This is a genomic window from Novosphingobium olei (assembly GCF_012927405.1).
Lineage (GTDB): Bacteria > Pseudomonadota > Alphaproteobacteria > Sphingomonadales > Sphingomonadaceae > Novosphingobium > Novosphingobium olei.
The window spans coordinates 18,134-30,001 of sequence record NZ_JABBGM010000006.1 but is presented as its reverse complement, the minus strand read 5'-3'; the positions used below and the strand labels follow the sequence as shown (position 1 = coordinate 30,001).

The window sequence follows — 11,868 nt, the reverse complement described above, 5'->3', positions numbered from 1 at the left end:
TTATTCGCCCTTCGTATCAATATCGTCGTTCGCCGCGGCGCCATCGGATGGCGGAGCGGCGGAGTCGGCCTCAACGAGGCCTTCATTCCCAACCCCGAGAAAACGTGTCAGTCGCCGCAAATGGCCGGCTATGCGCTCGGCCGCGGCGGCATCGGTTACGCCCAGGTGCACGACGTTGTCGCGGCCCAATGCCACAGACAGCGCCGCCCGGTCCAGCGGCAAGATAGTGCCCTTGAGCCCCGAGCCTTCGGCCTCTTCGCCCACCCGCCACGCCTGTGCGAGCTTGTTGGGCCCGTCGCTTCCGGCATCGTTGGCGTGCGCGAGCAAGCGCACGGCGCCAGCCCTGCATCCTTGTGCGATCTTTTCCGTGCCGAGCAGGATGTTGCCCGCGCGCAGTTCAATCCCCAACCTGTCGGTCAGCGTGCGCCGAAGTGCTGTTTCGATGCGAACGGCCAAGTCATCTGGAATGGTCAGCGGCGCACCCTTGAACGCGCGCGCCATCGCTCCCTTAAGCTTGCCATTGGCAATCGCTTTTTCAAGGTCGGCCCGTGCAACACCCAGCCAGGCCCCTCGCCCCGGCGCACGCGCCAGCGGGTCGGGCAGGACCAGTCCATCGGGCGAGATCGCAAGGCGCAGCAGCTCGTCCCGGCCGCCGTGGCTGCCGGAAAGAACGCACTTGCGCTCCGGCAGGGTCTCCCCCGCCGGGCGTGCCTTCGGCCTTTCGGCGCCTAGCGTGTCATTGCGAGGATTCCGCATCGGCGGCCTCCTCAGTTGCCGGTTCGTCGTCGAACCAGTGCGCACGCGCTGCCATGATGATTTCGTTGCCCTGCTCTTCGCTCAGGCCGTATTCGCCCAGCACGCCGCCCTTGTCCTGCTCGCGCTCGGTACGCTCGCGCCGTTCGGGGCTCGGATTGCGGCGACGCTGTTCGCCACCGCGCTTCTTCGCGATCAGCTCGTCGGTCGCCAGGTCGGCGAGATCGTCGAGCGTCTTGATCCCCGCCTTGCCCAGCGTGACCAGCATCGCTTCGGTCAGGTGCGGCAGTTCAGCGAGCGCATCGTCGACGCCAAGGCCACGACGTTCCTCGCGCTGACCTTCCTCGCGACGTTCGAGCGCTTCGGTTGCGCGGCTCTGCAGTTCCTCGGCGAGCTCCTCGTCGAAGCCTTCGATCGCAGCCAGTTCGGCGATGTCGATATAGGCGACTTCCTCGAGCTCGCTGAAGCCCTCGGCGACGAGCAGCTGCGACAGCGTTTCGTCGACGTCGAGCTCTTCCTCGAACATCTTCGAGCGCTCGGCGAATTCCTTCTGGCGCTTCTCCGAAGCTTCCGCCTCGGTCATGATGTCGATCGCCGAACCCGTCAGCGACGAGGCAAGGCGCACGTTCTGGCCGCGACGACCGATGGCGAGCGAAAGCTGGTCATCGGGCACGACGACCTCGATGCGGCTCTCTTCCTCGTCGATCACCACGCGGCTCACGGTCGCGGGCTGCAGCGCGTTCACCACGAAGGTCGCGGTGTCCTCGCTCCAGGGGATGATGTCGATCTTTTCGCCCTGCAGTTCCTGCACGACGGCCTGGACGCGGCTGCCCTTCATGCCGACGCACGCGCCGACCGGATCGATCGAACCGTCGCGGCTGATCACGCCGATCTTGGCGCGCGACCCGGGATCGCGGGCCGCAGCCTTGATCTCGATGATGCCGTCATAGATTTCGGGCACTTCCTGCGCGAACAGCTTCTTCATGAATTCAGGATGCGCGCGGCTCAGGAAGATCTGCGGACCACGGTTCTGGCGCTCTACCTTCATGATCCAGGCGCGGACGCGTTCGCCCACGCGCGGCACTTCGCGCGGGATCTGCTGGTCGCGGCGGATCACGCCCTCGGCGCGACCGAGGTTGACGATCACGTGGCCGAATTCGACCGACTTGATCACGCCGGTAATGATCTCGCCGGCGCGGTCCTTGAATTCCTCGTACTGGCGATCGCGCTCGGCATCGCGGACCTTCTGGAAGATCACCTGCTTGGCCGACTGCGCGTCGATGCGGCCGAGATCGACCGGCGGCAGCGGATCGACGATGAAGTCGCCGATCTTGGCACCGGGCTGCAGCTTCTCGGCCTGCTTGAGATCGACCTGCTTGAAGTAGTCCTCGACGTGCTCGACCACTTCGACGACGCGCCACAAGCGCAGGTCACCGGTGCGCGGATCGAGCTTCGCACGGATGTCGTTCTCCGCACCATAACGGTTGCGGGCCGACTTCTGGATCGCCTCTTCCATCGCCTCGATGACGATCGACTTGTCGATCATCTTCTCCGAGGCCACCGAGTTGGCGATGGCGAGCAGCTCGGCGCGGTTGGCGGAAATCGCACTGGCCATGACGTTCAGTCTTCCTGTTCTTCGAGGATTTCATCCGCACCGCTCGTATCGAGCGGCCGGGAAGCGGCGATAAGCTTGTCGGTCAAAATCAGCTTGGCATTGGCGACAAGGCCAAAGGGAACTTCGAAAACGGTGCCTTCGTCGTCGATCGAGATCGTCTGCGTTTCGGCATCGAACCCGACAAGATCGCCGCGATAGCGCTTGCGATTGTCGATCAGCTCGGACAGCTCGATCCGCGCCTCGTGCCCAATCCAGGCGGCAAAGTCCTTGGGGCGGGTCAGCGGACGATCGATCCCGGGCGAGCTGACCTCGAGGCGATAGGCCTCTTCGATCAGCACATCGCCGGCTTCTTCAAGCGCATCGATGCGATCGGAAATGCGGTGCGAGAGCGCGGCGCAGTCCTCGATCACCAGCTGGCCGGTCGCGGGCCGCTCGGCCATGATCTGGAGCGTGTGCTCCTCGTCGCCGATCTCGCCGCCCTTGAAATAGCGCACGCGCACGAGATCGAAGCCGAGCGCCTTGGCCTCCGGCTCCACAACCTCGATAATCCGCGCGATATCCGCCATATTTCCAGTACCTGCTCCAAATGCATCCAGCCGACATGGCCAAAGCCATCCGGCGCCGGCCCCTCGCGGCGCCAGCCCTGACTTTGCCTCAACAATGTCGGGATTGATGGCGAGATACGCCCATGCTTGCGAAATTGCAAGCGTGAAGACCCTGACTTCACGGCCAGATGTCGGGAGCCGCCGGATTTCTCCGGAAGCGACGAGGACCCGTACCCACGATCGTCGCCTGCCGAAAAGGGGGAACGGCCGGCTCCCTGCCCATCCACTGCCAGTCAGGGCATGAATCGGGTTTACCAAATGATCGGTGAATGACGCCAATATTTGGCATTCAACTGATGTTCACAAAAGTAGGGTCGTCCGCATCTTCCCGGTTTTCTGCGACTTTCGAGATTTGGCACGGCTTCTGCAAAGCATTGTGCATCGGCGGTTCACCCACGGATCGCCCACCCAATCAGTTTAAAAGGACCCAGACCATGACTGCCATCCGCTCTCTCTCCGCCCATGTCGCCACCGCCGCGGTCGCACTCGCGCTCTCTCTGACGCTGATCAGCGGCACCGTTTCCGTCCCCTCGGCCGGCGCGCCTGCCGCCGCCCACTCCATGGAGTACGTCGCATGACCGACCTGCGTTTCGAAGACTCGTCCGTTCGCCCCCTCGAAGCGCCGCGCCGCGGCTTCCGCCTCAACAAGCAGCGCGGCAAGCTGATGGGTGTGTCCGCCGGCATCGCCGACTATTTCGGCATCGACGTCACCCTCGTCCGCATTGCCTGGGTGATCGGCACGCTCGCCGGTTTCGGTTCGCTGCTGCTGGTCTATCTCGCCATTGGCCTGATCGCGGACTGAGCCTTCCATTAGCCGGCCTCCCCGCCGCGCGACACGCCGCCAGCCCCATCCCGGTTCCTGGACGTGTCCGCGGCCCCGATTTTTCGATTGCCACTTCGGCACTTGCGCTGCGGCTGTGGACGATCCGACGCTGATCGTTGCCTCTCCCTAAGCATCCAACGATGATTGCCTCGTCATCCCGGAGGGATCATCGTCGTGCCGACAGCTGCCATCGCCACGCGCATCCGTGTCATCACGGCCGTTCTTGCCGCAGTATTTGCGGCACTGATCCCGTTGAGTGCGCAGGCCTCTGCCGCCAAGGCTGTGGGGGAGACAACCTCCCCCCAGCCCGTTCCGGCAATCTCCGCGCGTCCAGCACCGCCAACCTACCTCGATCTGTGGTCTCGCCATGCGGTGCAGGCGCGGCAGGTTTTGCTCGCGACGCCTTCAGTGCCGGAAGACATCAAACCGCTCGAGGCCATGCGCAAGGTTCTCGCCGCTGATCGGGAACAGGCCTTCCGCGCCGCGCAGACACCCAGCGTGGCACTGCGCATTCTTGAAGCCCAACTCGCCGCGCTGGGACCAACTCCCGGAAAGGATCAGACCGAGCCCGCGTGGGCCGCCGACAAGCGAGCGGAACTGGAAGCGCAGATCAAGATTGCCCGCGCGCCCCTGCTCGAAGCGCAGGACGCCCAGGTTACGGCAGACGTTCTCATTGGCGAGATTGATCAGAGGATCACGCGCAAGACATCGACTGACCTGTTCGCCCGCGAGCCGACGCCTCTTTCGCCAGTCTCATGGTCCCGAACTCCGGCAGAGCTCGCTTCTGCCTACGCCAGGCTTCGGCAGCAACTGAAGCCTTCGGACGGAAGAACCGAGAGCCCCTCTACGCTCGGCTTGCTGCTGACCGCCATGCTCGCCACGGTCGGCCTCTATGTCGCGATTGCCGTCCAGCGCGCCTTCCGCGTGCGCCTCGGCGGTGCGCTTGTCCGCGCCCAGAGCCGTGGCGGCGCGATCCTGCTGACATTCCTGCTCGATGTCGGCACGCTGATCATCCCGTCCGCCATCGTGCTGATCGTCGTGCTCGTGGTGATGACGCGCGTCCCCAAGGTCGATGCAGGCTATGCCATCATCAGCCTCGTCGCCACTGCGGGCGTGCTGCTCACTTTTGCGCTTTGGGTTGGGCGAAGCCTGTTCTCGCCAAGCACGGCCGAACAGCGCTTCATCGCGGTCAGCGACGCGGCGGCGCGCCGGGCGGTGCTTCTGGTGACGCTGCTCGGCCTCGCGCTGGTTGGGGAAATCGCCGTGGAAGCCGCGAGCCAGAATTACCCCTTCTCGCCTGCGGTAAAGGCGGTTCTCGCCTTCCCGGTGCTCGTGGGGAGCAGCATTCTGCTATGGCTTCTTGCCGAGATCCTCTCTCCTCTTGCCCGCGGAGATGGGGCCGGCGAGCTGCGCGCGATCGATGTCCGGCTTCACATCGCGTGGCTGATCCGCCTGATCGGCATCGGCGGGCTCGTGGCCGGCGCGGCCGGCTATGTCGAACTGGCACGCGAATTCCTGATGCCCACGCTGCTTACACTCGCCGTCATCGGGCTCGGATTGCTGACCTTTTGGCGGCTGACGATGATCTCCAACGCCGTGATCGAACGGACCGGCACGGAGTCTCGCCATGGTATCCGCTTGCTGCCAGCGCTGTATGCCGTCGTGATCGCCGCCGTCAGCATTCCCGTGATCGCCATGGTCTGGGCCATCCGCGCAGCAACCATCGGCGACTTCTTCACGACCTTGCGCAATGGCGTGGCGATCGGAGCGTTCCGAATCTCGGCGGGCGACGTCTTGGTATTCTTTGCCGTTTTCGCCATCGGCTACGGCGTCACGAAGTGGATCCAACGGATCATCCAGTTGAGCTTGTTCCGCGCACTTGAGCTGGAACGTGGAGTCGAATCCGCGCTGCTGACGGTGATCGGATACGCCGGACTGCTGCTGTCGCTGCTCGCCGCGATCGTCTCGGCGGGTCTCGACCTTTCCAGTCTCGCCATCGTCGCGGGCGCGCTTTCGGTAGGCGCGGGCCTGGGCCTGCAGGGTGTCGTCGCCAATTTCGTCAGCGGGATCATCCTGCTCGTCGAGCGCCCGGTCCGCGTCGGCGACTGGATCGAGGTTGGCGGATTTGCCGGCACGGTCGAGAAGATATCGGTGCGATCGACCCGCCTGCGCACGCTGGCGATGGACGACGTCATCATTCCCAATTCCGAAATCATAACCGGCGCGGTCCGCAACAGGACGCTGGCCGACCGCACCGGGCGCACCGATCTCGAAGTCGGCGTGGCATACGGCACCGACCTCGGCCGTGCCTTCGCTGCGATCACCGATGCGACCCGCGCCGTGCCGGCGGTCGTGCTCGAGCCTCCGCCGCTCGTCGTGCTGGACCGGTTTGACGACAGCGCGCTCGTGCTCAAGCTGCTGTGCGTGGTGGAAGACGTGGCCGCTGCGCCGCTCGTGCGATCGCAACTGCGGATGGAGATCTATCGCCTCTTCGTGGAGAGGGGAATCACCATACCCTTCCCCCAGCGCGAAGTGATCCTGCGCAACGCATCCGAAGCCCCCTTTTCAGCCTGATCAGGGTACGCGCTTCCACACATAGATGCCGCCGTCTGCCATCAGCGAAAGCGACAGCGTGTCGCCAGCTACGCGATAACCGCGCACGTACTGCAGGTCACGCGCGATCTTGGTGTCCAGCGATCCCGGGGGACACATCGCCCGGGTCAATGCCGCTGGCCCGAACGTGACACTGCCCGCCCCGGGCTCACTCGCCGGCACGACCGTGTAGCTCGTCCCACCCCGGTTGCAGTCCAGCTTCAGCGCAGCGCGGCCGTCGGCGCCAAAGTCGATCTCGTACACCCGCTCGCCCACCTTGGACGTCCCTTGCGCATCGTCCATCGATTGTACCTCGACCAACCGCCAGCTCGTCCCGGTCAGACCGCCGGGCGAAGCGGGAGCCGGCGCGATCGCCGTTGTCGGCAACGGTACTGCATCGGCCGCACAGCCGCCGACGAGCCAAGCCCCCGACAGAACCGCAGCGAGTGCAAGCAAGCGATCATGTGTCATGACGTGTCCTTCCGCCTTCCAGGTGCACAGGCGTGTGCTCGAGGAAGGTCTGGTGTCAACCGGATGCGAACAACGCCGGCCAGCGTGTCACGTGTTGCCCACGCTGTGACGCCATTTGCCCTATACTGGCACACGCCCGGCAGGACTACGCTCCACCGCGTATCTGGCGTGCGCGGTTTGGGGGCTGATGATGGCGAAGCGACTGATTGCGGAATTTCTTGGAACGGCCTGGCTGGTGCTTGGTGGCTGCGGCAGTGCCGTGCTTGCCGCGACCTTTCCCGAAGTCGGCATTGGCCTTGCGGGGGTATCCCTGGCCTTTGGCCTTACAGTGCTCACCATGGCGTATTCGATCGGTCATGTCTCGGGATGCCACCTGAACCCCGCCGTCTCGGTGGGTCTCGGGGCCGGCGGCCGTTTCAGCGCATCCGATCTTCCTGGATACATCGCAGCGCAAGTGTCGGGTGCGATCTTCGGGGCCGGCGTGCTTTATGCGATCGCCAGCGGCACGCCGGATTTCAGCCTCGCCGGTGGCTTCGCCTCGAACGGCTTTGGCGAGCACTCGCCGGGCGGCTACTCGCAAGGCGCTGCCTTTGTCGCCGAAGTCGCGATGACATTCGCGTTCCTGTTCGTGATCATGGGTGCCACGCATGGCAGCGCCCCCAAGGGCTTTGCGCCGATCGCCATCGGCCTGTGCCGGACGCTGATCCACCTGGTCTCGATCCCGGTGACCAACACCTCGGTCAACCCTGCGCGCAGCACCGGCCCGGCGCTGTTCGTCGGTGGTTGGGCGCTGCAGCAGCTCTGGCTGTTCTGGGTTGCTCCGCTCATTGGCGGAGCCTTGGGCGGTGTCGCCTATCGCCTGCTGAGCCCCGATATGCCCACTCCCACGGAAGTCTCGGGGAACTGAGCGTCTGTTCAACAGGACGATCGTCATGAAAACTCGTCATCTTTTCGCCACGGCAGCCGCGGTCATGGTGCTCTGCGCGCCAGCCTTCGCTTCCGATGCCCCGCAGTTCGGGACCTGGGGGGTCGAGACGAAGAACTTCTCGACAACCATCCGCCCGGGCGACGATTTCTACGCCTACGTCAACGAGGGTTGGCTCAAAACCGCCGTCATTCCGCAAGGCTTGACGAGCTACGACGATCCGACCCGGATCTATCTTGCGAACGAGCAGCGCGTCGGCGCCATCATCAACGACCTGCTTGGCGAAGCGCATGCTCGCAACTCGCCGGAGCAACAAATCGCGGACGCCTACCGCGCCTTCTCCGATCAGGCCCGGCTTGACGCACTCGGCATGAAGCCGATCTTGCCGGACCTCGCGTTGCTGAACGAAGCGCGCACCCACGCGCAGTTGTTCCACCTGATGACCCAGCCTGGGCAAGGCGGCGTCATTGTTGGTGGCGTATTGGCGGACCCTGCCAATCCGAAGAGCAATCTTGCAGCACTGCAGCAGGGGCCGCTGACGCTTCCCGCCCGCGACTACTATCTGGGCGATGGCGAACCATACGCGACGATGCGCAAGCTCCTGCTCGACTACATGGCTGCAACGTTCAAGCGCGGCGGATTCGACGATGCAGAAGGCCGCGCGGACCGGGCGCTTGCCTTCGAGATCGAGGTAGCCCGCCGGCAGTGGCCGCTCGACCGGTTGCGTGACCAAGAGAAGATGTACCACCCGATGACTCTCGCCGAACTGGACCGGTATGCGCCGGGCGTCGGCTGGAAGTCCTTCCTGGCGGGCCTTGGCGGACTGGATGTTTCCCCGAAGATCAACGTCCGCACGGACAGCGCCATCAAGGACATCGTGGCGCTGACTTTGGCCACCCCTGTCGACACCGTACGCGACTACATGCGCTTTTCATTGCTGGACGGTGCAGCACCGTTGCTGAGCAGCGATTGGCAAGAGGCTAACTTCGATTTTCACAGTCGCAAGCTTCTCGGGATCAAGGTGCGGCGCCCGGAGCTGCAACGCGCGATCGCCAGCACGAACGGGCTGGTCGGGGAGCAGATCGGCCGCATCTATGTCGCGCGCCATTTCCCCGAAAGCTACCGCGCCCAGGTTTCCGAGATGATCGGCTACATGCGCTCGGCATTCCACGACCGCATCGCTGCGCTTCCATGGATGGATGACGCGACGCGCGCGGAGGCACAAGCCAAGCTTGCGAAAGTCAGCCAGCACATCGGCTTTCCCGAAAAGTGGCACGATTACTCCTCGATCGTCATCCGGCCCGATGACCTGTTCGGCAATGTCCGGCGCAAGGAAGCCTGGAGCCGTGACGACCAGCGTGCGCTGCTGCTCGAGGGACGTCGCGACTGGGAGTGGCCATATCATCCTCAGGAAGTGAACGCAGGCTACATGGCCTCGCTCAACTCGATCACATTCCCGGCAGGATTCCTGCAGCCACCCTATTTCGATCCCAAGGCTGATGCGGCCGTGAACTTCGGCGCGATCGCCGCGGTGATCGGTCATGAATTCGGTCACGGCTTCGACGATTCCGGAAGCCAGTCGGACGGCGACGGCCGTCTTCGCAACTGGTGGACCGACGCCAGCCGCACCGAATTCAACAAACGCACGGCCGGCCTGATCGAACAGTACAACCAGTACGAGCCTGTGCCCGGCACCCACATCAACGGCAAGCAGAACCTTGGCGAGAACATCGGCGATCTGGGCGGGCTGTCGATCGCCTATGACGCCTATCGACGCTATGTCGCCGACAAGCTGGGCGGGCAGGACAAGGTGATCGACGGCCTCAACGGCGATCAGCGCTATTTCCTGTCGTGGGGACAAGTCTGGCGCAATGTCACCGTGCCCGAGGAACTGCGCCGCCAGGCTCTGTCGGACAATCACAGCGCCAACCCGTTCCGCGTCAACGGCGTCGTCCGCAACATCGACGCCTGGTATGATGCCTTCGGCGTCAAGCCGGGCGACAAGCTCTACCTGCCGCCCGATCAGCGCGTGAAGATCTGGTGATTACTTGGCGCCGTAGCCGCTGGAACCCTGCTCGCCTTACCTGTCGGCGGCCGATGCCAGTACAGTCATGTGCCTTCCACTGTTGCTCTTGAGCACTGGTGCGTCCGTCACGAGGATCGATGCGCCCGGCTGAAGTTGTGACCGCACGCGTGAAAGGAACTCAGCCGGAATGTCGATCCGTTCAGCCAGCCACGGCTGCACCCGGTCACTCGCGCCCTGACCATGGCCGGGAACCCCCGCGACAGTCCACAGGTACTTGCCCTCAACGATGGCACTGAACGTATATACGTGGGTTTCGTCGCTGACGTCGGGCATGGTAATGCGTGAACGACCTATCTCACGCCCGTTGCGCAATACGATCACGCGTTGGTCAGCGCGCGACACGATCAGCGACAGCGGTCCAGTCGGCGATTTCTGCGGTTCCAACCGCCATTGCTGCCCGCCTGCGAGCGGCAAATGCTCGGCCGGCTTTCCGAGATGATCAACATCGGAAAGCACGCTTGCCTCGCTGGCCGTAGTTACCACGCCAGCACTTCCGCTGACGATTACCGTCCCACCCATCTGCGTCGTTCCAAACAACAACTTGGCGAACGCGATAGGCAGGTGAACGCAGCCGTGACTCTCTGGATAGCCGGGCAGTCCGCCCGCGTGGAGCGCCACTCCGTCCCAGGTCAGCCTTTGCTGGTAGTACATCGGCGCATTGTTGTACTTGCTCGATCTGTGATCCTTGTCCTTTTGCAGGATGGTGAAGACGCCTGTCGGCGTTGCGTAGCCTTTCTTGCCGGTCGAAACAGTCGAAACCGCAAACCGGACGCCATTGCGATAGATCGTGGCAATCTGGCGCGCGACGTCGACGTAGATCAGCACTGGCCCCGCCGGCGCTATGCTTTCAGCCCAGACCCACTCACCGGGACGAAGCGCGTCCGCATCGCGCGCGAACTCCACAGGAGAAGACGTCTGTCTGCCTTGCGCTTGTACAGTTGCAGGGGCGACCAGAAGCAACAGCGCACAGACCATCGGAAATGACCGACTGACGCGGCGCGTCCCTTCTTCGTGCGACATAACGTCGGATCTTGACCGCTATCAGCGATCGCAAGTGCGCGGCGACGTATCCTCGATCGACCGTACTGTCTCGTAGCGCGCCCGCACGATGATGCACTGGCCGGAACGCTGACGCCAGAACGTGGCATAGCGCTCGTCGCGGTTGTACTTGTCATCGCGTACACGAAAGCCGCGGAATCCCAGTTCGCGCCACGCCTGGCCGGTGGAGCGGTTCACCAGATCGTTGACGTTGACCCACCCGCTGCCGTTGTTGTTCCACGAACCGCCATTGCCGCCCCAGTTGCCGCCGCCCGGCCGGTTGCTCTGGCGCCGGCCCTCGTTGTAGCCGTCTGAATAGCCCGAGTTGTTGTCGTAGTTGTCGTAGCGACGTCCGTCATAGCCATCGCGGTATCCCCGGTCGTAGGCCCGGCGATAGTTTTCGTCCTTGTCCTTGTGACCGCTGCCGGCGATCGCCAGGGCACCGATCAGCGCCGCCGCGCCAATGGCGATCGCAGCCGTCTTGCCGCCATCGCCCTTCTTCTTGCAGTCTTCGTGGTTGGTGACGGCCAGCGCCTCGTAGCGGCCGTCATAGGTCGTCACGACGATGCACTCGTTGGTGTTCTCGTTCCACCATGTGCCGTATTTGCGCGAACCGCTTGTGCTGGTGTGCACTTCCTTGAACCCCCGCCGGGTCATCTCCTGCTCACCGCCCGCGGCCCTCGCTCCCACAAGGTCGCGCACCGATCCGGGCAGCCCAGCCTGGGCCTCGACCGGCATTGCCTGCACAGCCATCGCCAAGGCGGCTGCAATACCCGTTGTAAGCTTGAAGGTGTGCATCGTCGCTGTCCCCTGTTACCGCCCGACATTGGCGTGCAAGCTGACAGTAGAGATGCCGACGCATCAGTCCATTTGACAAATGACGACCGAAAATGGGCAACACGCGCCAAATGAGGCAATGCGATAGCCTGGTCTGCAGCGCGTCATGGTGAACGGTCCGGC

The 11,868-nt window shown here is 63.9% G+C and carries 11 protein-coding genes; 5 read left to right on the top strand and 6 right to left on the bottom strand.

From position 1 onward, the window contains the following. Genes HHL27_RS13865 through rimP form a run of 3 tightly spaced genes read right to left on the bottom strand, consistent with a single transcriptional unit; the run spans window position 1 to window position 2,934 of the window. Window positions 1-756, bottom strand: coding sequence for a DUF448 domain-containing protein (locus HHL27_RS13865; RefSeq protein WP_169494046.1), 756 nt, complete (start codon window positions 754-756; stop codon window positions 1-3). After that, entirely contained in the window at window positions 737-2,368 is a 1,632-nt protein-coding gene (gene nusA, locus HHL27_RS13860; protein WP_169494045.1) for a transcription termination factor NusA, read from the bottom strand. The genes HHL27_RS13865 and nusA overlap by 20 nt, the downstream gene beginning before the upstream one ends. A 5-nt stretch (window positions 2,369-2,373) precedes the next feature. After that, window positions 2,374-2,934, bottom strand: a complete 561-nt coding sequence (gene rimP, locus HHL27_RS13855; protein WP_169494044.1) for a ribosome maturation protein RimP — start codon at window positions 2,932-2,934, stop codon at window positions 2,374-2,376. Window positions 2,935-3,407: 473 nt separating this feature from the next. Between rimP and HHL27_RS13850 the strand changes: the two genes are divergently transcribed. The 3 genes from HHL27_RS13850 (at window position 3,408) to HHL27_RS13840 (ending at window position 6,370) form a co-directional block, all read left to right on the top strand. Continuing rightward, on the top strand, window positions 3,408-3,551 hold the full coding sequence (locus HHL27_RS13850; protein ID WP_169494043.1) for a hypothetical protein: 144 nt from the start codon (window positions 3,408-3,410) through the stop codon (window positions 3,549-3,551). Further along, window positions 3,548-3,775, top strand: coding sequence for a PspC domain-containing protein (locus HHL27_RS13845; RefSeq protein WP_169494042.1), 228 nt, complete (start codon window positions 3,548-3,550; stop codon window positions 3,773-3,775). Before HHL27_RS13850 ends, HHL27_RS13845 begins: the two co-directional genes overlap by 4 nt. Before the next feature lie 195 nt (window positions 3,776-3,970). Further along, on the top strand, window positions 3,971-6,370 hold the full coding sequence (locus HHL27_RS13840; protein WP_169494041.1) for a DUF3772 domain-containing protein: 2,400 nt from the start codon (window positions 3,971-3,973) through the stop codon (window positions 6,368-6,370). Here HHL27_RS13840 and HHL27_RS13835 read toward each other — a convergent pair whose 3' ends face one another. After that, window positions 6,371-6,859, bottom strand: coding sequence for an META domain-containing protein (locus HHL27_RS13835; protein ID WP_169494040.1), 489 nt, complete (start codon window positions 6,857-6,859; stop codon window positions 6,371-6,373). Between the two features lie 190 nt (window positions 6,860-7,049). Between HHL27_RS13835 and aqpZ the strand changes: the two genes are divergently transcribed. Both aqpZ and HHL27_RS13825 read left to right on the top strand, forming a co-directional pair. Then, window positions 7,050-7,766 carry an aquaporin Z gene (aqpZ, locus tag HHL27_RS13830; RefSeq protein WP_206069627.1) on the top strand — a complete coding sequence of 239 codons (717 nt, stop codon included), beginning with the start codon at window positions 7,050-7,052 and terminating at the stop codon, window positions 7,764-7,766. A gap of 25 nt (window positions 7,767-7,791) precedes the next feature. Further along, window positions 7,792-9,828 carry a M13 family metallopeptidase gene (locus HHL27_RS13825; RefSeq protein ID WP_169494038.1) on the top strand — a complete coding sequence of 679 codons (2,037 nt, stop codon included), beginning with the start codon at window positions 7,792-7,794 and terminating at the stop codon, window positions 9,826-9,828. 36 nt (window positions 9,829-9,864) lie between these two features. Here HHL27_RS13825 and HHL27_RS13820 read toward each other — a convergent pair whose 3' ends face one another. Together HHL27_RS13820 and HHL27_RS13815 are read right to left on the bottom strand one after the other, a co-directional pair. Continuing rightward, the gene (locus HHL27_RS13820) at window positions 9,865-10,890 is read right to left on the bottom strand and encodes a L,D-transpeptidase (protein WP_240959809.1); all 1,026 of its coding nucleotides are present in this window, start codon (window positions 10,888-10,890) and stop codon (window positions 9,865-9,867) included. 21 nt (window positions 10,891-10,911) lie between these two features. Beyond that, window positions 10,912-11,706, bottom strand: a complete 795-nt coding sequence (locus HHL27_RS13815) for a hypothetical protein (RefSeq protein WP_169494037.1) — start codon at window positions 11,704-11,706, stop codon at window positions 10,912-10,914. Between the last annotated feature and the right edge of the window lie 162 nt (window positions 11,707-11,868).